The organism is Phenylobacterium sp., from assembly GCF_965284355.1.
GTDB lineage: Bacteria > Pseudomonadota > Alphaproteobacteria > Caulobacterales > Caulobacteraceae > Phenylobacterium.
Genome location: NZ_OZ260078.1, coordinates 1,725,420 through 1,749,898 on the forward strand (window position 1 = coordinate 1,725,420; position 24,479 = coordinate 1,749,898).

The 24,479-nt window shown below is 70.4% G+C and carries 21 protein-coding genes; 10 read left to right on the forward strand and 11 right to left on the reverse strand.

What is annotated here, in order from left to right; translation table 11 throughout:
- Positions 1–36: 36 nt before the first annotated feature.
- The 5 genes from ACQ66R_RS08395 to epmA all read right to left on the reverse strand — a co-directional run bounded on the left by ACQ66R_RS08395 (position 37) and on the right by epmA (position 4,777).
- Complete coding sequence (locus tag ACQ66R_RS08395; RefSeq protein WP_430420964.1) at positions 37–450, reverse strand: YciI family protein; 414 nt, start codon at positions 448–450, stop codon at positions 37–39.
- Between the two features lie 8 nt (positions 451–458).
- Positions 459–740: a hypothetical protein gene (locus ACQ66R_RS08400; RefSeq protein WP_430420966.1), complete on the reverse strand. Its 282-nt coding sequence runs from the start codon at positions 738–740 to the stop codon at positions 459–461.
- Positions 741–766: 26 nt separating this feature from the next.
- A complete protein-coding gene (locus ACQ66R_RS08405) occupies positions 767–2,272 on the reverse strand; it encodes a L,D-transpeptidase family protein (protein ID WP_430420968.1) in 1,506 nt (501 codons plus the stop codon).
- Positions 2,273–2,472: 200 nt separating this feature from the next.
- Positions 2,473–3,495: a lysine-2,3-aminomutase-like protein gene (locus ACQ66R_RS08410; RefSeq protein WP_430420970.1), complete on the reverse strand. Its 1,023-nt coding sequence runs from the start codon at positions 3,493–3,495 to the stop codon at positions 2,473–2,475.
- Between the two features lie 250 nt (positions 3,496–3,745).
- On the reverse strand, positions 3,746–4,777 hold the full coding sequence (gene epmA / locus ACQ66R_RS08415) for an EF-P lysine aminoacylase EpmA (protein WP_430420972.1): 1,032 nt from the start codon (positions 4,775–4,777) through the stop codon (positions 3,746–3,748).
- Between the two features lie 123 nt (positions 4,778–4,900).
- Here epmA and efp point away from each other — a divergent pair, with 123 nt between their 5' ends.
- The 8 genes from efp (at position 4,901) to ACQ66R_RS08455 (ending at position 15,475) form a co-directional block, all read left to right on the forward strand.
- The gene (gene efp, locus ACQ66R_RS08420; RefSeq protein WP_430420974.1) at positions 4,901–5,467 is read left to right on the forward strand and encodes an elongation factor P; all 567 of its coding nucleotides are present in this window, start codon (positions 4,901–4,903) and stop codon (positions 5,465–5,467) included.
- Positions 5,468–5,580: 113 nt separating this feature from the next.
- A complete protein-coding gene (locus ACQ66R_RS08425) occupies positions 5,581–6,348 on the forward strand; it encodes a sulfite exporter TauE/SafE family protein (protein ID WP_430420976.1) in 768 nt (255 codons plus the stop codon).
- An 85-nt stretch (positions 6,349–6,433) separates the two neighbouring features.
- Complete coding sequence (locus tag ACQ66R_RS08430) at positions 6,434–9,709, forward strand: S41 family peptidase (protein ID WP_430420978.1); 3,276 nt, start codon at positions 6,434–6,436, stop codon at positions 9,707–9,709.
- A gap of 2 nt (positions 9,710–9,711) precedes the next feature.
- Positions 9,712–10,671 carry a hypothetical protein gene (locus tag ACQ66R_RS08435; protein ID WP_430420980.1) on the forward strand — a complete coding sequence of 320 codons (960 nt, stop codon included), beginning with the start codon at positions 9,712–9,714 and terminating at the stop codon, positions 10,669–10,671.
- A 162-nt stretch (positions 10,672–10,833) separates the two neighbouring features.
- Positions 10,834–11,199, forward strand: a complete 366-nt coding sequence (locus tag ACQ66R_RS08440) for a response regulator (RefSeq protein WP_430420981.1) — start codon at positions 10,834–10,836, stop codon at positions 11,197–11,199.
- Between the two features lie 221 nt (positions 11,200–11,420).
- On the forward strand, positions 11,421–13,013 hold the full coding sequence (locus ACQ66R_RS08445; protein ID WP_430420983.1) for an amidase: 1,593 nt from the start codon (positions 11,421–11,423) through the stop codon (positions 13,011–13,013).
- A 330-nt stretch (positions 13,014–13,343) separates the two neighbouring features.
- Complete coding sequence (locus ACQ66R_RS08450) at positions 13,344–14,555, forward strand: glycosyltransferase (protein ID WP_430420985.1); 1,212 nt, start codon at positions 13,344–13,346, stop codon at positions 14,553–14,555.
- 152 nt (positions 14,556–14,707) lie between these two features.
- Entirely contained in the window at positions 14,708–15,475 is a 768-nt protein-coding gene (locus tag ACQ66R_RS08455) for a polysaccharide deacetylase family protein (RefSeq protein ID WP_430420987.1), read from the forward strand.
- Here ACQ66R_RS08455 and ACQ66R_RS08460 read toward each other — a convergent pair.
- Both ACQ66R_RS08460 and ACQ66R_RS08465 read right to left on the reverse strand, forming a co-directional pair.
- Positions 15,429–16,277, reverse strand: coding sequence for an SDR family NAD(P)-dependent oxidoreductase (locus ACQ66R_RS08460; protein ID WP_430420989.1), 849 nt, complete (start codon positions 16,275–16,277; stop codon positions 15,429–15,431). The two genes, ACQ66R_RS08455 and ACQ66R_RS08460, sit on opposite strands and share 47 nt — an antisense overlap.
- Positions 16,278–16,335: 58 nt before the next feature.
- A complete protein-coding gene (locus ACQ66R_RS08465; protein WP_430420991.1) occupies positions 16,336–17,346 on the reverse strand; it encodes a serine hydrolase domain-containing protein in 1,011 nt (336 codons plus the stop codon).
- Between the two features lie 86 nt (positions 17,347–17,432).
- On the opposite strand from ACQ66R_RS08465, the gene ACQ66R_RS08470 reads away from it, so the two are divergent.
- Entirely contained in the window at positions 17,433–18,086 is a 654-nt protein-coding gene (locus ACQ66R_RS08470; RefSeq protein ID WP_430420992.1) for a TetR/AcrR family transcriptional regulator, read from the forward strand.
- Positions 18,087–18,160: 74 nt separating this feature from the next.
- Here the strand turns inward: ACQ66R_RS08470 and ACQ66R_RS08475 are convergent, their stop codons facing one another.
- The 4 genes from ACQ66R_RS08475 to ACQ66R_RS08490 all read right to left on the reverse strand — a co-directional run bounded on the left by ACQ66R_RS08475 (position 18,161) and on the right by ACQ66R_RS08490 (position 22,951).
- Positions 18,161–19,396: an acyl-CoA dehydrogenase family protein gene (locus ACQ66R_RS08475; RefSeq protein WP_430420993.1), complete on the reverse strand. Its 1,236-nt coding sequence runs from the start codon at positions 19,394–19,396 to the stop codon at positions 18,161–18,163.
- A 93-nt stretch (positions 19,397–19,489) separates the two neighbouring features.
- Positions 19,490–20,602: an acyl-CoA dehydrogenase family protein gene (locus tag ACQ66R_RS08480; protein ID WP_430420995.1), complete on the reverse strand. Its 1,113-nt coding sequence runs from the start codon at positions 20,600–20,602 to the stop codon at positions 19,490–19,492.
- Between the two features lie 100 nt (positions 20,603–20,702).
- Complete coding sequence (locus tag ACQ66R_RS08485) at positions 20,703–22,526, reverse strand: flavin-containing monooxygenase (RefSeq protein ID WP_430426241.1); 1,824 nt, start codon at positions 22,524–22,526, stop codon at positions 20,703–20,705.
- A 215-nt stretch (positions 22,527–22,741) separates the two neighbouring features.
- Complete coding sequence (locus ACQ66R_RS08490; RefSeq protein ID WP_430420997.1) at positions 22,742–22,951, reverse strand: dodecin; 210 nt, start codon at positions 22,949–22,951, stop codon at positions 22,742–22,744.
- 687 nt (positions 22,952–23,638) lie between these two features.
- Here ACQ66R_RS08490 and ACQ66R_RS08495 point away from each other — a divergent pair.
- Complete coding sequence (locus ACQ66R_RS08495; protein WP_430420998.1) at positions 23,639–24,454, forward strand: hypothetical protein; 816 nt, start codon at positions 23,639–23,641, stop codon at positions 24,452–24,454.
- Positions 24,455–24,479: the final 25 nt, after the last annotated feature.

Genomic DNA, 24,479 nt, shown 5'->3' on the forward strand with positions numbered 1-24,479 from the left:
GTCCGAGAGAATTGATAATTCGTCCCGCGGCCGACCCTAGCCCTGAGGCTTCGGCCGCACCGTCTCCAGCCCCGCGTCGGTCAGCGGGAATTCGTTGCCAGGAATGTACAGCACGATCGGGCGGACTTCGTAGACGGCGCTGGGGTTGGCGGCCTTGAGGTCGCGGGCGGCTTCGACGGCGGCGTCGCGGGTGGGGACGTCGACGACGTAGAGGCCCAGCAGCTGTTCCTTGGTCTCGGCGAAGGGGCCGTCGATGACGACGCCGCGGCCCGGGCCGCGGATGGTGACGGCCAGCTCGGTGGCGCCCAGGCGGGCGGACGGGCCCATCTTGGACTCGTCGATCAGCCGGTCGTGGACGGCCAACAGGCCGGTCATCAGCTCTCCGTCCTCACCCTCGCTGAGCGACTGGATGACGTGTTCCTCGTGGTAGGCCAGGATGGCGTAGAGCATCGGGACCTCTACTGCGGCGCCGGCTCGGCCGGGGCGTCGGGCTCCATCGTCGTCATGCCGGTGGCGGCCGCGTCGTCCTGGATCTGCTGCTCGTCGGGGGTGAGCGGCGGGGGCGCAGTGGTGACCTCGGGCGGCGGCGGGGGCGGCGCTTCCACGGGCGGCGGCGCCTCGACGGCGGGTGCAGGCTCGGGCGCCTGGGCCGGCTTGTCGAAGTCGAGCGAGCGGCTCACCGCCAGCGCCACCAGGACCGCCGCGCACGCCGCCGCGATCCACAGAACCGTCTTCAACATCCCCACGCCCTCTTACGCTTGTCGTTCTAGACCTTGGTCCCGGCCGCCAGCACGCCTGTTCGCTGGAGCAGCTCCCGGTCCCAGTTATACGGGTCGGAGCGGAAGTTCATCTGGCCGTCGCCCGCCGCGAACGCCGTCCAATAGAGGATGAAGACCGGCACCTGGGTGGTCAGGCGGGCGCGCACCGTCTTGTCGCCCTCGAGCTGCTTGTCGATGGCCTCGGTGGTCCAGGTCGCATCACCCTCCAGCAGCGCCTCGGCGAGGGCGCGGGGCTTCTCCAGGCGCACGCAGCCGTGGCTGGCGTTGCGCGCATAGAGGTCGAAGCCGCCCTTAGACGGGGTGTCGTGCAGGTAGACGGCGAAGGGGTTGTCGAAGTCGAACTTGAAGCGGCCCAGCGCGCTCTGGTCGCCCGAGGCCTGCTGCAGCCGCGGCTGGCCGCCCTCGACGGGGATCACGCGATAGCCGTTGCGGGCGAAGTAGCCGGGGCTGGCCTTTTCCTTCGGCCACAGTTCGCGCGCCGCGATGCCCGACGGCACGTTCCAGGGCGGATTGATCACCACGCTGTGGATCATCGACGTCAGCATGGGCGTCTCGTCGCCCTTCTTGCCCGACACCGCCTTCATCGAGAGAACCGGCTTGTCGTCGCGGAACAGGGTGACGATGGCCGCGCCGGTGTTCACCTGCACGCGGGTGGCCGGCATGGTCGCGGGCAGCCAGCGCCAGCGCTCCATGTTCGCGACGATCTGCAGGATCCGCTGACCGACGGGCTGGTTCAGGTAGGCCAGGGTGCCGTTGCCGACCACGCCGTCGGGCTTCAGGCCATAGCGGCGCTGGGCGCGCTGGACGGCCTCCTGAAGGGACTTGTCGAAGGTGGCCGAGCCGGTGGCGGCGACCTGCGGATCCTCCACCGCCAGGCGGGCGCGCAGGGCCGCGACGCGTGGACCGGTGGAGCCCAGCTCCAGCTTGTCGCCCTCGGCCACCGTCTTCCAGCCGCCGGCGGCGGCGATCTCGCGGTAGCGCGCGAGACCCCGCCGCAGGGCATGATAGCCGGAGTATCGGGGCGGCAGGCTGTCGAGCCAGACCTGCAGGCGGCCCTCGGCCAGGGCCTGCACCAAGTCGGGCGCGGGATCCCAGGCGGCGGGGCGCACGCGCCAGAGATCGGGGAACTCCTCAGGGTCCATCCGGCCGATGCGGACGTCGTGGGCGTAGCGGACGAGGCCGTCGGCCAGCGCAGTCTGCTGGGCGGCGGTCAGCACGCCGCTGTCGGCGACGCCTTCGGGGAGATAGGCCTTGGGCTGCAGCCCGTGCAGGTCGGCGGCGCGCAGCACCTTGAGGGCGACCTGGGCCTGGGCCGGCGTCAGCGCGGGAATCTCGACCGGCGGCGCGGGCGGCGGGGGCACGGGCTGGGCCGCGGGCGGGATCGCCAGGACGGGCGGGGCTGTGGCCGGGCGGCCCTGCTGCGGCTGCTGGGCCAGCGCCAGGTCGCCGAGCAGCATCGGCGCGACAGCGGCCAAGGTCAGGCAGCGCCTCATGCGTCCGCCCCGCAACCCATGCCCGCTCATGCCCGTATCCCGTCCTCTGTCGCCCGAGCCCGACTATCCGGCTCACGCCGTTCATCTACGTGAACCGATGTACGGTGGATGAACGCATATCTGGGCCGACCCGTGCCCTGTGTCGACGGCGCCGCATACGGTGACAGCGCCACTGTCACCGGCGGGCCACAGCCCGTGTGCTACGCGGTGGGGTACGGATGCGCGACCCCGCCCGGATCGGTCACCTCGTCGTCGCCGACGTAACAGGGCCCGACCGGCGACTTGCCGTGGCCGCCGGGGATGTCGAGCACATAGGTGGGCTGGCAGAGGCCCGAGACCGCGCCGCGCAGCTGCCGCATCAGACCCTGGCCCTCGGCGAGGGTGGTGCGGAAGTGGCCGGTGCCGGGCGCGAGGTCGGCGTGGTGCAGGTAGTAGGGCTTGATCCGCAGCTCGACGAAGCGGCGCATCAGCGCCTCCAGCGTCGCGGCGTCGTCGTTGACGCCTTTCAGAAGCACCGTCTGGCTGACTACGGGAAGGCCCGCGTCGACCAGGCGGGCGATGGCCGCCCTGGCGGCCGGGGTCAGCTCGTCGGCGTGATTGGCGTGCAGCGCGACCCAGACGGTCTTGCCGCCGGACTTCAGCGCCCGGACCAGCGCCGGGGTGATCCGCGCGGGATCGACCGCGGGCACGCGGGTGTGGAAGCGGACCACCTTCACGTGGTCGATCTTCGCCAGCCGCGCCATCAGGTCGGCCAGGCGGCGCGGCGACAGGATCAGCGGGTCGCCGCCGGTGACGATCACCTCCCAGATTTCCGGACGGCCCGCGATGTAGGCCATGGCGGCGTCCAGCTGGGCCGGCGACAGCGGGCGGATGCCGTCCGGCCCGACCATCTCGCGCCGGAAGCAGAACCGGCAGTAGACGGCGCAGGCGTGGTTGGCCTTCAGCAGCACGCGGTCGGGATAGCGGTGGACGATCCCCTCCACCGGGCTGTGGGCGTCGTCGCCGATGGGGTCGGCCCGCTCCTCCGGCGCATGGACCAGCTCGGCGGGGGTCGGGACGAACTGGGCGGCCATGGCGCCGTTGCCGGGGATCAGCTCGGCCATCGCGGGCGTGATCGCCACCGCATAGCGCGCCGCCACGGCCTCGAGGGGCGGCAGGGCCTCGGGCGCCACAAGGTCGGCCTGGGCCAGGTCTTCGAGGGTGCGGAGGGTGCGCGCGTCCATGGGGCGCGCCGTCTACGCCCTTCAGGGCCTCGGGGCAACGCGGCGGGGCGTCGCCTGTCCTCAAACCTCTGAACGTCATGGCCGGCCTTGTGCCTGCCACCCAGACACGCAGGCGCATCATGGCAGACAGTGGCGTCGCCGCAGCGAACCTGCTGCGGTCAGTGTTTATGGGTGGCCGGCACAAGGCCGGCCATGACGTTCTAATTAAGGTGGAAGGCGCCTCGTGGGCGGCGATGACCGACGTATCCGCTCACGCCACCGGCGTCCACAGCACCTGGTCGACGCGGCTCGCGTCCGTGGCCAGCATCACCAGGCGGTCGAAGCCCAGGGCGCCGCCGCTGGCGGGCGGCATGTGGGCCAGGGCCGCCAGGAAGTCCTCGTCCACGGGATAGCGCTCGCCGTAGACCTGTTCCTTCTCGTCCATCTCGATCTCGAAGCGGCGGCGCTGCTCGACGGCGTCGGTGAGCTCGCCGAAGCAGTTGGCCAGCTCGACCCCGCAGGCATAGAGCTCGAACCGCTCGGCCACCCGCCCGTCGGCCGCCTTGGGCCGGGCCAGGGCGGCCTCGGAGCTGGGGTATTCGTAGAGGATCGTCGCGCGGCCGTGGCCCAGGTTGGGCTCGACCTTCTCGACGATCACCCGGCTGAAGACGTCGGCCCAGCCGTCGTCGTCCGCCACCCGCACGCCCGCGCCGCGCGCCTGCCCGGCCAGCCCCGCGCGGTCATCGAGGACCGCCAGCAGGTCCACCCCGGCGTAGCGCTCGAACGCCTCGGCCACGGTGAGCCGCTCGGGTTCGGCGAAGGGGTCGGCTTCCCGGCCACGATAGCGCAGCCGCTCGGCCCCGGCCGCCTCTGCCGCCGTCGCCAGCAGGGCGGCGCAGTCGGCCATGATGGTCTGGTACGGCTGGTCCGCCCGATACCACTCCAGCATCGTGAATTCGGGGTGGTGCAGCGGTCCGCGCTCGCGGTTGCGCCACACCTTGCCCAGGGTGAAGATCTGGCTCTCGCCGGACGCCAGCAGCTTCTTGCAGGCGAACTCTGGCGAGGTGTGCAGGTACATCGGCCGGGCCTGGCCATCGAGGCTCAGGGCCTGGGTGGCGAAGGCGTGCAGGTGGGCCTCGTTGCCGGGGGAAACCTGAAGGGCGGCGGTCTCGACCTCGGTGAACGCTTGCGCGTCGAACCACCCCCGCGTGGCCCGCGTGATCCTCGTCCGCGCCTGCAGGAACGGTTGCCGGTCCTGCCGCCGGTCCGGCGACCACCAGGGGCTTTCGTGGGAGATCCTCAAGGCGTGCGACCGGGTGGGGGCTGGAGATTTCGGCCCATATCGCTATAGGGGCCCGCACAAGAATTCCATCCGTGGAGTCGTCAGGGCCCAGCCCACGCTTCACCGCATCACCGAGGACCACCCGTGAAAGTCATCGCCAGCTCGCTGCGCAAGGGCTCTGTCGTCGATCTCGAGGGCAAGCTCTACGTCGTGCTCACCGCCGAAAACATCCACCCCGGCAAGGGCACCCCGGTGACCCAGCTGAACATGCGCCGCATCTCGGACGGGGTGAAGGTGTCGGAGCGCTGGCGGACGACCGAGACCGTCGAGCGGGCCATCGTCGACGACCGCCCCTACACCTTCCTCTACCAGGACGGCGAAGGGTTCCACTTCATGAACCCCGAGAACTACGACCAGCTGGTCGTCTCGGAAGACGTGATCGGCGACGCCGCGCCCTACCTCACCGATGGCTGCACCGTTACGCTGTCCACGCACGAGGGCGTGGCCATCGCGATCGAGCTGCCGCGCCTGGCCACCTTCGAGGTCGTCGAGACCGAGCCGTCGGTGAAGGGTCAGACCGCCTCGTCGTCGTACAAGCCGGCGATCCTGTCGAACGGCCTGCGCACCATGATCCCGCCCTACATCGGCCCCGGCACCCGGATCGTCGTGCTGACCGAAGACGGCAGCTACCAGGAACGCGCGAAGGACTGAGATCCAGGCAGGCCGCGGGGCAGCGCCCTGCATCCGCGGCCAAGTCTTCTGGCCGCGCCATTAGGGGAACTGGGCTGGCGCAGGGCCATCCTTGGCCGTAACTGCCCCGCGAGATGAACCCTGATTTCTGGCTCTTCGCCGCCGTCGGTTTCGCGGCGCAACTGGTCGATGGCGCGCTGGGCATGGCCTACGGCGTCATTTCATCGACCGTGCTGCTGAGCCTTGGCGTGAGCCCGGCGAACGCCTCGGCCAGCGTTCATGCCGCCAAGGTGTTCACGGGCGCCGCCTCGGGTCTCTCCCACATCCTGTACCGCAACGTGGACTGGAAGCTGCTGGCGCTGCTCAGCGGCGGCGGCGTCCTGGGCGGGGTGGCGGGAGCCTACATCCTCACGTCCGTGCCGGGCGAGGCGGTGAAGCCCTACGTCGTCGGCTGGCTGTTCCTGATGGGCCTGGTGATCCTCTACCGCGCCTGGCGGCAGGCCCGGCCCAAGGTGTTCTCGTGGCGATCGCCCTTCCCTCTGGGCCTGGTGGGCGGCTTCTTCGACGCCATCGGCGGCGGCGGCTGGGGCCCCGTCGTCACCAGCTCGCTGATGGGCGCGGGGGCCGATCCACGCAAGGCGATCGGCACCACCAACACGGCCGAGATGTTCGTGGCCATGGCCACATCGGCCGCCTTTCTCGGGGCTCTGCTGACGGGTCACTGGGACACGGCGGGACTTGGCGGCCTGCTCTGGTCCCTGGCGGGGCTGATCGCCGGCGGCGTCGTGGCCGCGCCCCTGGCCGGCTGGATGACGAAGGTGCTGCCGGTGCGGCTGCTGACCTGGATCGTCGGCGTGCTGGTTGTGGCCCTGGCGATCTGGCAGGCGATCAGCCTGTTCTGACCGTTCGTCGCGCCGATGGGACACCCGCGTGACGTGTCTCAAACTGGGCTACACAATGGGCGAGATGATTTTCTTGAGCCCGCCCATGAGCCTTGTCCGCGGCTTCGCCCGCCTGTTGTCCGTCGCCGTCGCCGCCGTGGCGCTACAGGCCCACGCCGCGCCACGCCCCGCCCTGGCCGAGCCCGCGCTGTCACCCGACGGGGATGAGATCGCCTTCGTCTCCGGGGGCGACATCTGGACGGTTCCGGCGGCCGGCGGCACGGCGAGCCTGCTGGTCACCGACGCGGCCACCGAGGGACGGCCCCACTACTCGCCGGACGGCCGGGAGCTGGCGTTCACGTCGAACCGGGCGGGATCTGCGAACGTCTATGTGCTGACCCTGGCGACGGGCAAGGTGCGGCGGGTCACCTGGTCCGACGCCAACGAGCAGCTCGACGGCTGGTCGCGCGACGGCAAGTGGCTCTACTTTTCGTCGGGCGCCAACGACATCGCCCGGCTCACCGACGTGTTCCGCGTGGCGGCCTCGGGCGGCACGCCCCTGGAAGTGAGCCGCGAGCGCTACCTCGCCGAATTCCACAGCGCCCCCTCGCCCGACGGGACCGCCATCGCGCTGATGGCCAAGGGCATCTCGGGGAACCAGTGGTGGCGCAACGGCCACTCGCACATCGACCAGGCCGAGCTGTGGCTGAAGCCGGTGGCGGCCAACCAGCCCTATCGCCGGCTGCTGGGGGCCAGCGCCAAGCGGCTGTGGCCGATGTGGGCGCCGGACGGGCGGACGCTATACTTCATGTCGGACGAGGGCGGAGCCGAGAACATCTGGCGGATGCCGGCGGCGGGCGGCGCAGCCCAGCCGGTCACGACGTTCAAGGACGGCCGGGTGCTCTATCCGTCGATCGCCTATGACGGCCGCGCCATCGTCTTCGAGCGCGAGTTCGAGATCTGGCGGCTGGATCCGGCGACCGGGACCGCGGCGCGGATTCCGATCGCTCTGCGCGGCGCGCCCGCCGCAGCGGGTGAGCGCCGACTGGCCGAGACCACGTTCCGCAGCCTTTCGGTCTCGCCCGACGGCAAGAAGCTGGCGGTGATCGCCCACGGCGAGATCTTCGCGGCCCCGACCAAGGACGGCGGTCCCGGCCAGCGGATCACCGACAGCGCCGGCGTCGAGAGCGATCTCGCCTGGTCGCCCGACAGCCGCCGGCTGGCCTATGTCGCCGAGAGCGGGCGCACCAGCCGGGTGATGGAGTACGACTTCGCCACCCAGACGGCCCGCCCGCTGACCGGGCCGGCGGTCAGCCATGCGGTTCCGGCCTATTCGCCCGACGGCAAGATGCTGGCCTACGTCCAGGGGACCCGCCAGCTGCGGGTCATGACCCTGGGCGCCGACGGGCGCCCGACCCGAGACGTGGTGGTCTATGAGGGGCCGCTGGACCGCAACGCCGAGTCCCGCGCGGCCTGGTCGCCCGACAGCCGCTGGCTGGCGTTCGGCGTCACCGACCGGCGCTCGTTCCGCAACGTCTGGGTTCTCCCGGTGTCGGAGGCCGGCGCCGGCGGCGAGGCGCGGCCGGTCAGCTTCCTGGCCAACGGCAACGCCGCCGACACCATCGCCTGGTCGCCCGACGGCAAATACCTGGTGTTCGACTCCGGCCAGCGCAGCGAGCCCGCCAACCTGGTGCGCATCGACCTGTTGCCCAACACGCCCAAGTACCGCGAGGACGCCTTCCGCGAGCTGTTCCGCAGCCCGCCGGGATCGCAGCCGGCCAAGCCCGGCGACAAGCCGCCCGCCGCCAAGCCGGCCGCCTCGGAAGGCGCCGCCAAGACCGCCGAGGACACCAAGGACGACACCGTCCCGGCCAAGGGCAAGATCGCCCCGGTGCGGATCGTGTTCGAAGGCCTCCGCGAGCGGGCCACCTTCATCCCGCTGGGCGGTTCGGTGGACGAGCCGGTGATCAGCCCCGACGGCAAGACGCTGGTCTACCGCGGCCGCAGCGGCGACCAGCAGAACCTCTACAGCTACAGCCTGGACGAACTGGCCCGCGAGCCGGCCTCGCCGCAGCAGCTGACCGGCGGCCGCCGGCCCAAGCGCGACTTTGCCTTCAGCCCCGACTCCAAGTCGATCTACTACCTGGAGGGCGGCCGGGTCAGCACGACCACGATCGAAAGCCCCAAGCCGAAGTTCATCGACGTCACGGGCGAGATGGTCGTCCGCTTCGACGCGGAAAAGCAGGTGGTGTTCGATCAGGCCTGGTCGATGCTGGACCGGGTCTTCTACGACGACACGTTCCACGGAACCGACTGGAAGGCCCAGCGCGAGCGGTTCGAGCCCTTTGTGCAGGGCGCCCAGACGCCGGACGAGATGCGGCGCGTCATCAGCCTGATGATCGGCGAACTGAACGCCTCGCACACCGGCATCAGCCGCCCCGCCGAAGGCTTCGGCTCGGCCCCGGCCGACCGGGTGGGCGACCTGGGCCTGCGCTTCGACCGCGAGGCCTACGAGGCAGGTCGCGGGCTGGTCGTGACCGAGGTGATCCACCTGGGCCCGGCCGACATCGAAGGCTCGATCAAGCCTGGCGACACCCTCGCCGCAATCGACGGCGTGAACGTGCTGCCCGGCGTGAACCTCGACTCGCTGATGCTGGACAAGGCCGGCAAGCGCACCGTGCTGACCGTGATCACCGCCGGCGCGCGCCGCGAGGCCATCGTGCGCCCGGTCGCGCCCGGCGTGGCCCGCGGGCTGTTGTATCGCCACTGGGTCAAGGATCGCCGCGCCTACGTCGAGAAGGCCAGCGGCGGGCGGCTGGGCTACGTCCACATCCTGGACATGAGCTCGGACAGCCTGGACCAGCTCTACATCGACCTCGACGCCCAGAACCAGGCCAAGGACGGCGTCGTCATCGACCTGCGCAACAACAACGGCGGGTTCGTGAACGGCTATGTGCTGGACGTCTTCAGCCGGAAGAACTTCCTGACCATGACGCCGCGCGGCCTGTTCGGCGTGCCCAGCCGGCAGAACCTGGGGCAGCGGGCGCTGGACCTGCCGACCATCCTGGTGACCAACGAGAGCTCGCTGTCGGACGCCGAGGACTTCACCGAGGGCTACCGCCATCTGGGCCTGGGCAAGGTGGTGGGCACGCCCACCGCCGGCTGGATCATCTACACGTCCAATCAGCCGCTGATCGACGGCTCGGTGCTGCGCCTGCCGTTCATCCGTATCGACGGCGCGGACGGCAAGAACATGGAACTCAACCCCCGGCCCGTGGACATTCGGGTCGAGCGGGCGCTGGGTGAAGGCGCGGCGGGCCGGGACAGCCAGCTCGACACCGCGGTTTCCGAGTTGCTGAAGGGGCTGGGACCCAAGCGTTAGTCATGGCCGAGCCGACTCACTCCGAACCGCCGGCAGATCCGGAGCGGCTGGCTCTGGCATGGCGGATCGCGCCGGCGTCGCTGGCCTTCATGCTCGACATCCGCGCGATCAGCCGGCGCGACCGCGACCTCATCGACAGCCTACTGTTCGCGACGATCGCCTCGAGCAACGTGGCGCCGCTGATCCGCGATCCCGGCCTGCAGCTGACCTACGCCGGTCTCGATTCCCCCGTGCCCGACGAGGCGCGCCGGCCCATCAGCATCAACGCGGTCGCCCAATCGACCCGCGTCCCGTTCGAAACGGCCCGTCGGCGCATCCGCGCGATGGCCAGGGACGGCCTGGTCGAGCTGACCGAACGCGGCGTGATCATCCCCCAGTCGATCCTGGCGCGTCAGGATTTCATCGATGGCATGATTTTGCGCCATGTCCGCGTGGGTCGCTTCTACCGGGAGCTTCTCGAGCTTCGGGCCCTTGGCCCCCCGGGGGACGCGATGCCGGCCGTGAACGAGGCGCCGGTGCTGGTCACCAACCGCCAGGCCTGGGCCTACATCCTGCGCATGGTCGACGAGATGATCGCGCTCACCGGCGACCCGATGGGCGGCCTCATCCTGATGGAGATGCTGCAGCTCAACATCCAAGGCATGGATCCGGCCGAGTTGGCCGCCTGGGCGGAGACCCCGCATACCCTGGGCCGACCGGCCCGCACGGCCGCGTTCGCCGCGGCGCTGGGCCTCTCGCCCGAGACCACGCGGCGCTACGTGATGAGCCTGGGCGACGCCGGGTTCTGCGTCCGCTCGAAGGCCGGCGCGCGCGCGATCCTGCCCCCCGACAAGCGGCCCGAGCTGGAGCGCATGGCCCTCGACAACCTGGCCAATGTGCAGCGCATGTTCGCCCGCCTCGGCCAGCTCGGCGTGCTGGCCGCCTTTGACGGCGAAGCGCCGGCGGCGGCGGCCACCGCCTAGGCGCCCCGACGATCGCTATCCCGCGAACACGTCGCGGGGCGCTCAAGACGTAGACCCTTGCGTGGCGCTCAAGCGGCAGCCCGTCCCGTCGACGTTGGCCCTGCACAGCTTGCGTGGTCGCCCGACACCCGCCACCATAGGTGCAGTAAACGCAATCAGTAGGTGAGTAGAGTGCAGGCGGCAGGGGGACACGTCCTGATCATCGAGGACGAACCGGTCATCGCCCTGGAGCTGGAGCTGCTGCTCACCGACCTCGGATTCGGGTCGTTCGACATCGCCGACACGCCGGAGGATGCGCTCGCCCGGGCCCGTGAACGGCGTCCTGACCTGATCACCGCCGACTACCGCATCACCGGCGGGACGGGGGTCGCCGCCATCGAGATGATCACCACTGCTATCGGCGAGCCGCGGGTGATCTACGTCACCGGCAACGCCGGCCAGTTCGACCCGGGCGCCCACGCCGTGGTCGACAAACCCATCCTGGCCAGCGCCCTGGCCCGCGCCTGCGCCCTAACCTTTCGGAACTAGGATCGTCGCCGGTCGCCCTGCGCGCCGCCGGCGCTGTCCTGTTTGTCCACGAACCACACGAACGGGGCTGCTGTCTGCACGGTCTGGGTCGCCCAACGCGTTCGTGTGGTTCGTGTGGTTCGTGGACATTTCATCGGCGCTGACGCGCCATCGCGGCCGGAAGGCTGGCGCGGCCGAGCCGACCGGCTAAGGTCCGGCGTCGCTTTCAGAGGCCATCACGCATGTTCCGCTCTACCGTCCTGGCGCTCGCCCTGGCCGCCGCCGCCAGCCCGGCCCTCGCCCAGCCCCTGAGCCCCTACGCGTCGGCCGGCGAGCAGCAGGCGGCGATGAGCGACGGGCGGGTGACGTCCGAGCAGATCGTCCGGGCCTATCTCGAACGCATCGAGCGGATCGACCGCGCCGGCCCCAAGCTGAACAGCGTGCTGGCGCTGAACCCCCAGGCGATGGCCGACGCGCGCCGCCTCGACGCCGAGCGCAAGGCGGGCCGGGTGCGCGGGCCGCTGCACGGCGTGCCGGTGCTGATCAAGGACAACATCGAGATGGCCGGCTCCCTGCCGACCACCGCCGGGTCGCTGGCGCTCAGCGCCAATGTCACGGGCCGCGACGCGCCCCTGGTCAAGCGGCTCACCGACGCCGGGGCGATCATCCTGGGCAAGACCAACCTGTCGGAGTGGGCCAACTTCCGCTCCACCCGCTCGATCAGCGGCTGGAGCGCGGTGGGCGGGCTGGTGCGCAACCCCTACTCGCTGGACCGCACGGCCTGCGGCTCGTCCTCGGGCTCGGGCGCCGCCATAGCCGCGGCCTTAAGCGCCGTCGCCATCGGCACCGAGACCGACGGCTCGGTCACCTGCCCCGCCGCCATGAACGGCATCGTGGGCCTGAAGCCGACCGTGGGCCTGGTCTCGCGCACCCACGTCGTGCCGATCTCGGCCGAACAGGACACCGCCGGTCCCATGACCCGCACGGTCGCCGACGCCGCCGCCCTGCTCGCGGCCATCGCCGGCTCCGACCCCGCCGACCCGGCCACCAAGGAGGCCGATGCGAAGAAGGCCGACTACCTCAAGGCCCTGGACCGCAACGCCCTGAAGGGCGCCCGCATCGGCGTCTGGCACGGCTTCCGCGGCCGCTCGGTCCACACCGACGCGGTGTTCGACCAGGCGCTCAAGGTGCTGGAGGCGCAAGGCGCGATCCTGGTCCCGCTCACCGGCCCCGACGACGCCACCCTGGGCAAGATCGGCGAACTGGAAGGCGACACCCTGCGCACCGAGTTCAAGGCCGACCTCAACACCTACCTCGCCACCACGCCCGCCGCCGTGAAATCGCGCACCCTGGCGGACCTGATCGCCTTCAACGCCGCGGAGCCGCGCGAGACGCCGCTGTTCGGCCAGGAGATCTTCGAGGCCGCCCAGGCCAAGCCGCCGATCACCGATCCCGCCTATGTGGAAAAGCGCGCCACCGCCCGTCGGATGGCCCGCGAGGCGCTGGACAACATGCTGGTGAAGAACAATCTCGTGGCCGTCGTCGCGCCGTCGAACGGACCGCCCTCCATCGTCGATCCGGTGAACGGCAGCCGCTTCTTCGGCTCGCCCTCATCGCTGCCGGCGGTGTCGGGCTATCCCCACCTGACGGTGCCCGCAGGCTATGCGACCGGCCTGCCGATCGGCATCTCGTTCATTGGCGTGGCCTGGTCCGAGCCCAAGCTGCTGGCCGCGGGCTACGCCTACGAACAGGCGTCGAAGGCCCGCCGCGAACCCGAGTTCCTGCCCGACCTCGGCGCCCGCCCCGAAATCGCCCGCGCCTACGATCCCAGATAAGCCTTCCTTTCCCACGCAGTGGGAGAGGAAGACGGCCCGTGGGAAAGGCAACTTCCCCGCCCGCGGCGGGTTATCGGCACAGCCGGTTCGCGTTGGAGGGCGCCCAGATGACCTTGATTGCGGGCGCGTTGCGCCGGGGCCTTGAAAGCGCCGCTGTGGATGCAGAACTGTCGTGTGGCGCCGCTATGACGGTTCGGTTGCAGACGATGAGCGCGACGTTTGGCCAGGTCCCCGTACACACGTCCGTCACGGCGAATGCTCTCTGACACCCCGAGCGCCCGGGCCGCAGCCGGCGCCCCGATGACCAGCAGCGAACGGAGAACGGGCCGCGTGTTCGACGCCACCGCCCCCAGATACGCCAACCTGATCCGCCTCGCTCCGGGCGCGGCGCAAGCCGTGACGGGCCCGCAGGGCGGCGGTTTCCACCTGATCGACACCACGATGATGTACGCGCCCCAGTCGGGCGGCGTGAAACGCTACCTCACGGCCAAGCGCGCCTGGCTGGCCAAGCGCCGCCCGGACGTTCGTCACACCCTGGTCACCCCCGGCGCCCGCACCCGCGCCGAGGCCGACGGCCACGTCACCGTCGCGGCCACCCGGCTGCCGTTCGGCAACGGCTATCGCATGCCCGCCAATCGCACGAAGTGGGAGACGGTGCTGCGCCTGCTGGAGCCCGACGTGATCGAGGCCGGCGACGTCTTCGTGCCCGGCCACGCGGCGCTCGACGCCGGCCAGACCCTGGGCGTGCCGGTGGTCGGCTTCTGCCACACCGACGCTGCGGCGCTGGCGGCCCTGCACTTCGGCGAATGGGCCGAGGCGCCGACGTTCAGCTTCTGGGCCCAGGCCTACCAGCGCTTCGACCACGTCGTGGCGCCCAGCCGCCACATGGCCGCGCGCCTGGCCGACGCCGGCGTCCACCGCATGTCGATCCAGCAGCTGGGTGTCGACACTGACCTGTTTCATCCCGCGCGCGGCGACCGGGCGCGGCTGCTGAAGCGGCTGAACCTGCCCTCCGATACGCGCCTGCTGGTCTTCGCCGGCCGCCCGGCGCGGGAGAAGAACATCGACTCGATGGTGGCCGCGGTGGAGCGCCTGGGCGCGCCCTACAGGCTGCTGCTGGTCGGCGCCGGCAAGGACGTGTCGTGGTCGCCCCGGGTGGTCAGCCTCGACTTCGAGCGCGATCCGGTGAAGCTGGCCGCCCTGCTCGCCTCCTGCGACGCGGCCCTGCACGCCAATGAGAACGAGATCTTCGGCCTGTTCGTGCTGGAGGCCATGGCCGCCGGCCTGCCCGTGATCGGCTCGCGGCACGGCGGCGTCGGCGAACTCATCGACGCCCAGGTGGGCCAGCCGGCCCAGAACGTCGAACCCGGCGGCCTGGCCGAGGCCATCGAGGCCCTGTTCGCCCGCGACGTGGCCGCCATCGGCGCCGCCGCGCGCCGCCGCGCCGAGACCCGCCACGGCTGGGACGCCACCTTCGAGGCCCTGACCCGCCTCTACGGCACGCTCATCGCCGGCCGGACGCCGCTGGCCCTGACCGCCTGAAAGCTCCTCTCCCGGGCGCGGCAGCGCCGAGGGAGAGACGGGGGAGAGGGCGGCTCCGCGTCGGCCCGACCTCACCTTTGGATCCGGTCGCACCTTGTCCCCCTCCACCATGCTGCGCATGGTCCCCCTGCCCCTACGGGTGAAGAGGTCTCTTGAAGCGCCTGGTCCTGATCAGCGTTGTCACCCTCGCGGTCGTGGCCGCCGCAACCGTCGTCGGCCTTTGGCAGGTCAGCCGCGCCCGGTGCTTCGCGCTGGGCGGCGATATCGTCTGCCGCTTCGAGACCCAGGCCCCGCTGGTGGCGCTGACCTTCGACGACGGACCGACGCCACTCGGCGTGGACGCGGTGCTGCCGGTGCTGGAGCGGCATGGCGCGACGGCGACCTTCTTCCTCGTCGGCGCGGCCGTCGAGCGGCGCCCGGACCTCGCCCGGCGCATCCGGGCCGCGGGCCATGAGCTGGGCAATCACAGCTACACCCACCAGCGGATGATGCTGCGCCCGGCGGACTGGTACGACAGCGAGATCGCCCGCACCGAGGCGGCGCTGGCGCGCGCGGGCGGCGGCGGCTCGGGACTGTTCCGCCCGCCCTACGGCAAGAAGCTGTGGGGCCTGCCCCAGGCGACCCGACGCGCCGGCCTCACCATGGTGATGATGGACATCGAGGAGCCGACCACGACCGAGCCGGCGCAATACGCCCGCGAGGTGGTGGCCGCGGCCCGGCCCGGCTCGATCCTGCTGCTGCACGCCATGTTCCGCGGCAACCAGACCGCGCGCGACGCCCTGCCCCTGATCCTCGACGGGCTTAAGGCGAAGGGGCTGCGGCCCGTCAGCGTCGGCGAACTGATGGCCAGCGCCGAAGGCGCGCGCGGAACGGTCAGCGCGCCGGCGTCCGGTCCCGGATCCGGTCGAAGCCCGCCTTGATGTTGGCGAACCGCGCCTCGATGAACGGTTCGAACTCGGTGTCGGTGAAGATGTAGGGCCAGTCGTTCTCGATGCCCTCGCGGACCAGTTCGCCCACGTAGAGCGGGTCGATGCCGGCCGCCAGGCGCGCGCGCACGTTGGCGATCATGTCGGCCAGCAGGCCTTCGCTGGGGACCGGCCCGATCGCCTCGGCGAACCGCTCGGGCACCACCCGGGCCGAGTCCGCGATCTGGGTGTTGATGAAGCCGGGGCAGAGCACCGAGACGCCGATGCCGCGCGGCGCCAGCTCCTGGCGCACGCCTTCCGACAGCGCCACGACCCCGTACTTGGTCACGTTGTACAGGCTGCCGCTGCCCGAGATCAGGCCCGCGATCGAGGCGGTGGAGACGATGTGTCCGCCCTCGCCGTGGCTCTCGATCAGCGGGCCGAAGATGGCCATGCCGTCGATCACCGACAGCAGGTTCACGCCCACCACCCACGACGTCATCGCGTCGGGCCAGTTGGCGTAGCCGCCGCCCCCGCCGACTCCGGCGTTGTTCACCAGGATGTGGACCTTGCCGTACTTGGCGATCGTGGCGTCCGCCGCCGCCTGCAGCTGGTCCTTCAGCGAGACGTCGGCCAGCACGCCATCGACGTCGGCGTTGGTCGCCTTCAGCTTGGCGACCGCCGCGTCCAGGGCGCCCTTCTCAATGTCGCACAGCATCACCTTCACGCCGGCCTGCGCCAGCGCCGTGGCGATGCCCAGGCCGATGCCCGACGCCGCCCCGGTAACGAACGCGACCTTGCCTGCCAGATCCTTCATGCGCCTCTCCCTTGTCCCAGCTCCAAAGTCTCCGGCAGCCGGAGGCTTCTGCGAAATCTCATCCCAACGCCGGCGCCAGCCGCAGCCAGAGCTGCTGGTCGAAGTCGCGGTCGGGGGCGGCCTGGCCCATCCGCACCACAACCAGCCGGCGGCTCGGAACCACGTAGAGCTTGCGGTCCATCGCGCCCAGCGCGGCCACTGTGTCGGCCGGGGCCGCCGGGATCAGCGGGCCGTCGCGGCGGGCCGCCTGCGCCCGGATCGCCCAGGCGCCGCCGTTCAGCCACCACAGCCGGCCATAGGCCGGATTGGCCGCCGAGCGGGCGAACATCGCCCTCACGCCCGCCTCGGACACGACGCGCCGGCCGTCGACGCCCCGGCCGCCGTCCAGCACCAGCTGGCCCATGCGGGCGGTGTCGCGCGGGCTGGTGACGAGGCCGGTGGGATTGCCCACGCCGGCGAACGCGCCGGGCCGTTGGCGCCAGGCCGTGTGCGCCATCCCGGCGGGTTTCGTCAGCCACTCGGCGGTCAGGGTCTCGAGCGGCGTCTTGGCCGCCGCCGCCAGCACGCGCTTCAGCGCCGCATAGACGGGGGTGTTGTAGAGGAAGGTCGAGCCCGCCGGCCCCGCGTAGCCGAACGCCGTGTCGAGTCCCGAGCTCATGGTCAGGAGGTGGATCACCCGGATCGCCTGCTCCTGCTCGGCCGAGGCCTTCGACCAGCCGACGCCCAGGTAGTCCGAGACCGGCTTTGCGACGTCCAACAGGCCCTTGTCCTCGCCGATCGCGCACAGCACGGCCACGAAGCTCTTCTGCTGAGAGGCCACGTCCTCCAGCAGCGCCCCCTCGGGCGTGGTCTCGTAGGAATAGCTGGTCCGGAACTCGCCGGCCTCGGCGGGCAGCGGCCAGTTCTTCTCCACCACCGTCCGTCCATCGCGGATCACCAGGAAACCGGTGGTCCGCTGCGCCTGCACATAGGCCAGCAGGTCGTCCATCGCCGAGGCTCGCGCCGGCGAGGCGGCGGCAAAGGCGGCGGCGGCGGTCAGAAGCGCCCGACGGCTCACAATCGCGTTCATGCCGCCATCTCCTCGCATGCGCCCATCGCCGGCAAAAGGTGCGCGAGGCCGATGGCTTGGGCTAGGTTGGCGCAGGGGAGAGTCGATTGCGCAAACGCGGACGGCGGACGAACGAGGAACGCCGGGGGGAATCGCAGGAGCGGCTCCTCGACGCGGCCGAGTCGCTGTTCGCCCGCAACGGCTTCAACGGCGTCAGCACCAAGGACATCGGCCAGGCCGCCGACGTCGATCCCAGCCTGCTGCACTACTATTTCACCTCGAAGGCCGGCCTCTACGTGGCGGTGATCGGCCGCCGCGCCGGTTACGTGAACGCCGCCCGCCGTGAGGCGCTGGAGGCCTATGCCCGTGAGGCCGGCGACGCCCTGACCGTAGCCGGGGTCGTGCGGGCCTATGTGGAGTCCACCTTCGAGCTCGCCCGCAAGGGCGACGAGGGCTACCTCAACTACCTGACCGTCATCGCCCAGATGAACTCGACGCCCGCCGGCGGCGTCCTGGGGCTTGAGACCACGCCGTTCGACGAGGTGGTGCAGCTGTTCGTGGACCTGCTGCGCCGCGCCAGCCCGGGCGCGACCGACCCCGACCTCTACTGGTTCTACCACATGCTCTCGGGCGCCATCACGTTGTCCTGGGCGCGGACCGGCCGCATCGACGAGCTGTCGAGCGGCCAGTGCCGCTCGACCGACTTCGACGCCATCGCCGACCACATGGTGAGCGTGTTCTCGCACGGGCTGGACCGCTAGCGCTCGGGCTCTCCTCACCCGTAGGGGGAGGAGGGTGCGCACCATTCCGGACGCGGGTGAAAGGTCGATCGCCTTCACCGGCCCGTCGGCAGGTCCTTGAACGCCACGTCCTTGTCGACGCGGATGTCGCCCGGAAGACCCAGCACGCGCTCGGCGATGATGTTCTTCAGGATCTCGTCCGTGCCGCCGGCGATGCGCAGGCCGGGCGCGCTCATCAGCGAGGCGTGGAAGCCGCCGCCCAGCGGGGCCAGGGCCGGGTCGTTGATGATCCCGTACTGGTCCAGCATCTCGACCGCGCTGTTGGCCAGGTCCTGCATCTGGGTCGCCGCCACCACCTTGCCGATCGAGCTTTCCGGCCCCGGCGTCTGGCCGCGGCTGAGCGCGGTCATGGTGCGGTTGCGGGTGTGCTTCAGCCCCTCGGCCTGGACGTACCAGTCGGCGATCTTCTCGCGCAGGGCCTGATCCTTCAGCGCCGGGCCGCCGTCGAGGCCGGTGATGTTGCGCGCCGCGTCCATGAACTCCTTCCAGCCCGCGCCGGACGACCCGCCCACCGCCAGCCGCTCGTTCATCAGCGTCACGAGGCTGACCTTCCAGCCGTCGCCCACACCCCCCAGCCGCTGGCTGTCCGGCACGCGCACGCCGGTGAAGAACACCTCGTTGAAACCGCTACCGCCCGACATCTGGTGGATCGGCCGCACCTCGATGCCCGGATCGCTCATGTCGACCCAGAACATCGTCATGCCCTTGTGCTTGGGTTGGTCGGGGTCGGTCCGGCAGATGACGATGCCGAAGCTCGAGAACTGGGCCCCCGTCGTCCACACCTTCTGGCCGTCAATGATCCAGTCGCCCGAGCCGTCGGACGCCTTCACGGCGCGGGTCCGCGCCGCCGCCACGTCCGAGCCGCCCGAGGGCTCGGAGAACAGCTGGCACCAGATCTCCTCGCCCTTCAGGGCCGGGCCCACGAACCGCTTCTTGGTGGCCTCGTCGGCGAAGGCCATCACCGTCGGCACGCACATGCCCAGCCCGATCGCGAACGGGTTCGGCGGCACCGGATACTTGGCTTCCTCGGTGTTGAAGATCACCTGCTGGATCGGCGTCCCGCCGGGGCCGCCCCATTCCTTGGGCCAGGTGATCTGGGCGTAGCCGGCCGCGGCCTTCTTGGCCTGCCAGGCCTTGGAGGCGGCCATGGTGTCCTGGGTCCCGCCTTCCAGGTCGTCGCCGCCCACCGCCGCCTTCGGCGCGTTGGCCTCCAGCCACGCACGCACCTGCGCACGATAGGCCGCTTCGTCGGGAGAGTCGTTGAAGTCCATTCCGTATCCTCCGTCATCCCGGCCAGTCCTCGCGAAAGCGGGGAAGCGCCGCAGGCGCGTAGGCCGAGCCGGGACCCATGTTCATCCGCTGCGTTAGGCGGCGTTCCTGCGTTCGAGGTGAGAGACCAGTCGTTCCTTCCAGACGCGCGGCGCCCCGGCCACGAGGCTGAGCTGGCGCGAGCGGCGGTAGTAGAGGTGGGCGTCCACCTCCCAGGTGAAGCCGATGCCGCCGTGGGTCTGGATGTTTTCCTTGGCCGCGAACCAGAAGGCCTCGCTGGCCGCGATCCGCGCCGCGCTGGCCGCCAGCGGCAGCTCGGGCGCGTTCGTGTTGAGCGCCCAGGCGCCGTAGTAGGCATTCGAGCGGGCCAGCTCGTTCTTCACATAGATGTCGGCCAGCTTGTGCTTGATCGCCTGGTAGCTGGCGATCACGCGGCCGAAGGCGTAGCGCTCCAGCGCATAGGCCTTGGCCATCTCCAGCGCCTTGTCGGCCCCGCCGGTCTGTTCGAAGGCCAGCAGGATCGCCGCCCGGTCGGTGACCTGCTCCAGCAGCGCGAAGCCCTCGCCCGCCGCGCCCAGCCGCTCGGCCGCCGCGCCGTTGAACGTCAGCTTGGCCGCGTCGCGGGTCGGATCCAGCGTCTTCAGCGCCTCGCGCGTCACGCCCGCCGAGAGGTCCACCAGGAACAGCCCCGGCTGGCCGTTCTCCTTGGCCAGCACCAGCGCGTGGGTGGCGATGTCGCCGTCGGTCACCGGCAGCTTGGTCCCGCTGAGCTTGCCGCCCGACACGCTGGCCTGCAGCGCCGACGGCGCCAGCACGCCGGGCCCCTCCGACGTCGCGACGCAGCCGATCACTTCGCCGGCCGCGATCTTCGGCAGCAGCGCCGCCTTCTGCGCGTCGGACCCGGCCAGCATCACCGCCTCGGCCAGGAAGTAGACCGTGGACGCGAACGGAATCGGCGCCACGGCGCGGCCCAGCTCCTCGGCGATGGCGCACAGCTCGATGTGCCCCAGCCCCAGGCCGCCGTGCTCCTCGGGGATCGCCGCGCCCAGCCAGCCCTGCGCCGCCACGCCCTTCCAGAGCGCCTCGTCGTAAGCCTTGCCGTCGTCGTTCAGCACCTTGCGCACCTGCGCGGTCGAACAGTTCCCCTCGAGGAACTTCCGTGCCTCGTTCTTCAGGAACTTCTGGTCGTCGGTGTAGTCGAAATTCATCTGGCCCCATCCTGCCGGTTGTCCCCGGCGTGGCGTTTCCTCTGGACGCACTCTGGCGCGCGGACGTCGCGGAAGGAAAGCGGGAGTTGGCGCCCCGCCGTCACACCGTCCGCAGCTCCAGCCCCGCGAGGTCGCCCTTCTCCCGCCACTCGGCCAGCAGCGCGTTGAACTTGTTGATGCCCGGCGTGTAGGTCTGGCCGTTCAGGCCGCCCGAGCGCTCGCCGCCCTCGTTGTTGTAGTAGCCGGGCGTGCAGGCGTTCTGGAAATCGCGGTTGGCGATCGCCACCGAGCGGATCACCTCCACCCAGGCCTCTTCCGCCTCGGCCGTCGGCTCCACCGTCACCGCCCCGCGCGCCTTCGCCTCCTTGATGATGTAGGCGATGTGCCGGGCCTGATCGTCGAACATGGCGGTCATGTTCACGCTCAGCCCGTTCTGCCCGACCCCGATGTAGAACCAGTTCGGGAAACCCCGGCTGGAATGGCCGTGCAGGGTGCGGAAGCCGTCCTTGTAGTAGTCGTACAGCGACAGCCCGCCCCGGCCGTTGATGTCGAACCCGATCCGCCGCCGGAACGCCGTCGAGATCTCGAACCCCGACGCGTAGATGATGCAGTCGACGGGATACTCCACCCCGTTGGCGACCACGCCGGTCTTGGTGATCCGCTCCACGCCCTTGGTCTCGCTCACGTCCACCAGCGTCACGTTGGGCCGGTTGAAGGTGGGCAGGAACTCGTCGTTGAAGGTGGGCCGCTTGCAGAACTGGCGGTACCAGGGCTTCAGCGCCTCGGCCGCGGCCGGGTTCTTCACCACCTCGTCCACTCGCGCGCGGATCTTGTTCATCTTGGCGAAGTCGGCCAGCTCGGCCTTCTTCGCGGCCTCCTGCGGCGTCAGCTTCTCGCCGCGCGCCATGGCCGCGGCGATGCCCGAGGCCAGGTTGCGGAAGATGTCGGTCCAGCTGTCGTTGACCAGGTCCTCCTTGAACGGCCGCCCCTCGACGATGTCGGCGAAGTTGTGCCGCCGCGCCCGCTGCCAGCCCGGCTGCAGGCTCTGCGCCCAGGCCGGGTCGGTGGGCTTGTTGCCCCGCAGGTCCACCGAGCTCGGCGTACGCTGGAAGACGTAGAGATGCTGGGCGTACTTGCCCACGAACGGCACGCACTGGATCGCCGTGGCCCCGGTGCCGATCACCGCCACCCGCTTGTCGCTGAGGCCCGTCAGCCCGCCCGTCGTGTCGCCGCCGGTATAGCCATAGTCCCAGCGGCTGGTGTGGAAGCTGTGCCCCTCGAACCTCTCGATCCCGGGGATGCCCGGCAGCTTGGCGCGGCTGGCGGTGCCCAGCGCCATGATCACGAACCGGGCCTTCATGTCGTCGCCGCGGTTGGTCCGGATGCGCCAGCGCTTCAGGCCCTCGTCCCACGAGAGCTGGTTCACCCGCGTCTGGAAGCAGGCGACGTCATAGAGGCCATAGGCCCGGCCGATCCGCTGGGAGTGCTCGAAGATCTCGCCGACGTACGAGTACTTCTCCTTCGGGATGTAACCCAGCTCCTCCAGCAGGGGCAGGTAGCAGTAGCTCTCGATGTCGCACTGGGCGCCCGGATAGCGGTTCCAGTACCAGGTGCCGCCGAAGTCGCCGCCGGCCTCGATGATCCGGAAGTCGTCGACCCCCGCCTCGCGCAGCCGCGCCGCCGCCAGCAGCCCCGAGAACCCACCCCCGATGATCGCCACCTCGACCTCGTCGGCGAGCGGCGCCCGCGTGAAGCTGGGATCCGCGTAGGGGTCCTCCTCGGCATAGCGCGCGAAGTCGCCCGCCAGCTCGATGTACTGCGCCTCCCCGTCCGCCCGCAGCCGCTTGTCGCGCTCCTGCCGATACCGCTCGCGCAGCGCGTCGGGATCGAAGTCGAGCACCGGGTCCGAACCGCCGTCGCCCATGGTCACGTCTCTCCCCGCTGCCTGACGCGGCCAGCAAACGGGAGCGGACCCGGCGTCAGGCAAGTGGGGGAGAAAGGCCGGGACTCCGCGCTCACCTCCCCCGCGAAGCGGCGGGAGGGGGACCACTCGCCGAGGCCGCAGGCCGTAGAGCGGGTGGTGGAGGGGGCGAGCGGCCGGCAGAGCGCCGCAACCGCGCCGCCCAGCCCCGGCCAGCGTCAGTCCTCGAGCGTGTAGCCGAGCTTCAGCGTCACCTGAAAGTGGGCCACCTGCTGATCTTCCACGTGACCCCGCATCTGGGTCACCTCGAACCAGCGGATATGGCGGCGGTTCTCGGCGGCCTTGGCGATGCCTTTGCGGATGGCGTCGTCGACCGAGGTCTTCGAGGTCCCGACGATTTCGCTGATACCGTAGGTCTCTTCGCTCATGTGAACTCCATGCATGGGGAAGCTATGGAGTGCTCACGGCGGCGATCCGTTCCCGCCGAATTGCTCAGCCTGGCAGCGCCACCTTACCTCCCCCGCCAAGCGGCGGGAGGGGACCACCGGCCGAGGCCGCAGAGCGGGTGGAGGAGGGGGCGAGCGGTCGACAGAGCGCGGCAACCGCCCGGACAGGGCGGCGGGCGCCCTGTCACCGAATTCCGCAGGCGCTGGGCCCGCTCCCCGCTGGGGCTGGCATCCCCACCGGGGATAAATCCCGCCCTGAAATCCACGGTTGATGCGAGCCTTGGGGTCCGGCGATGTCAAGGACGACGCCCGCCGGGCGTCGCCGCCCCGCGGCGGCCTCCGGCCGTCCTTGAGGTGAGGCACGGTCGGGCGCCAGCCCGAGCGATCAGTCCGGGGGACTGATCGCAGCAACGAATGCCCGCAGAGTAAGCGGAGGGCCGAGGCGAAGCGCCGCCGCACCCCAAACTCCGTCGATGGATTGAATCGCTCAGAGCGGCGGTTTTGCGGCAGATGAGGACGTTGGCACACGGCCGGAAAGCGGATCGTTAGCATCGGCTGCTGGGTGGCGGGGCGTCGCAAAACGTTTATCACCCCGACGCGAAACTATGGGTTGTTGTCTGCCGAACATTGGTCTTAGTCTTCCGTTTCGACTCATTCTCGGGGGTTATCGTGGCGATTCTGAAGTGCAACGCAGCGCGTGACTATCTGAAGCCCTATGGCTACGGGACGCTCGCCCTGCCAAAGGCCGGCGTGCCGCCGCTCACGCTGCTCGGCAAGCGCGGCGACCGCCTAACGCCGCTTGGCCCCCTGGCGACCACGTTCCGGCCTGGCATGGCGCCGCTGCCGGAATCTACGCGCAATCGCACCGCCAACCTCAGCGGCTCGACCACCAGCGACCTGAAAGTGAGCATCGGCGTCGACATCCTGGGCACGGTGATCGGTGCGCTCAGCGGTTCCACGCTGGGCATCAAGGCGGCCTACAACCGGGCGAAGAAGGTGGACTTCGAATTCGGCGACGTCATGGAGACAAAGGTGAACATCGCCGACCTCGACGCCTATCTCTCCGCCGCAACCCTGGCACCCGGGGTCGGAAACTACATGAAGGAGAACCTTATTGACGATCAGGTCTACTGCATCGTCGCCGGGGTGGATGCGCGCCAGATCTCGGTGAAGGCCTCGGGTGAGGGCGGAGCCAGCCTGGGCCTGGAAATCCCGGTCCTGCAGCAGCTTGTCGGCGGCAAGGTAGCCGTCAGCTCTGGCGACACCACCAACTCGGTCGTCACCTACACGTCGACCGACACCGCGCTGACATTCGGCGTGCAGGTCGTGCGGCTCATCTACGACGACAGCGGCATCTACCAGACAATGAAGCTGGTGAAGGCCAGCGACGTACGTGTGGCCGCAGCGGGCCAGCATGTGGCCAACGAGGGCGGCTCCGACGGGGACGTGGCCATCATTGTCCCGCAGGAAGAAATAGAACTCTAGCTGCGGGGCCGCGAGGAGGTCGCTA

Bases quoted from the DNA above. Each gene is read 5' to 3' on its own strand.
- ACQ66R_RS08465 (WP_430420991.1), bottom strand. From the start codon at position 17,346: ATGAACGCGATTGTGAGCCGTCGGGCGCTTCTGACCGCCGCCGCCGCC.
- ACQ66R_RS08425 (WP_430420976.1), top strand. From the start codon at position 5,581: ATGAACCCTGATTTCTGGCTCTTCGCCGCCGTCGGTTTCGCGGCGCAA.
- ACQ66R_RS08460 (WP_430420989.1), bottom strand. From the start codon at position 16,277: ATGAAGGATCTGGCAGGCAAGGTCGCGTTCGTTACCGGGGCGGCGTCG.
- ACQ66R_RS08435 (WP_430420980.1), top strand. From the start codon at position 9,712: ATGGCCGAGCCGACTCACTCCGAACCGCCGGCAGATCCGGAGCGGCTG.
- ACQ66R_RS08485 (WP_430426241.1), bottom strand. From the start codon at position 22,526: ATGGGCGACGGCGGTTCGGACCCGGTGCTCGACTTCGATCCCGACGCG.
- ACQ66R_RS08410 (WP_430420970.1), bottom strand. From the start codon at position 3,495: ATGGACGCGCGCACCCTCCGCACCCTCGAAGACCTGGCCCAGGCCGAC.
- ACQ66R_RS08395 (WP_430420964.1), bottom strand. From the start codon at position 450: ATGCTCTACGCCATCCTGGCCTACCACGAGGAACACGTCATCCAGTCG.
- ACQ66R_RS08480 (WP_430420995.1), bottom strand. From the start codon at position 20,602: ATGAATTTCGACTACACCGACGACCAGAAGTTCCTGAAGAACGAGGCA.
- ACQ66R_RS08490 (WP_430420997.1), bottom strand. From the start codon at position 22,951: ATGAGCGAAGAGACCTACGGTATCAGCGAAATCGTCGGGACCTCGAAG.
- ACQ66R_RS08405 (WP_430420968.1), bottom strand. From the start codon at position 2,272: ATGAGGCGCTGCCTGACCTTGGCCGCTGTCGCGCCGATGCTGCTCGGC.
- ACQ66R_RS08400 (WP_430420966.1), bottom strand. From the start codon at position 740: ATGTTGAAGACGGTTCTGTGGATCGCGGCGGCGTGCGCGGCGGTCCTG.
- ACQ66R_RS08445 (WP_430420983.1), top strand. From the start codon at position 11,421: ATGTTCCGCTCTACCGTCCTGGCGCTCGCCCTGGCCGCCGCCGCCAGC.
- ACQ66R_RS08475 (WP_430420993.1), bottom strand. From the start codon at position 19,396: ATGGACTTCAACGACTCTCCCGACGAAGCGGCCTATCGTGCGCAGGTG.
- ACQ66R_RS08430 (WP_430420978.1), top strand. From the start codon at position 6,434: ATGAGCCTTGTCCGCGGCTTCGCCCGCCTGTTGTCCGTCGCCGTCGCC.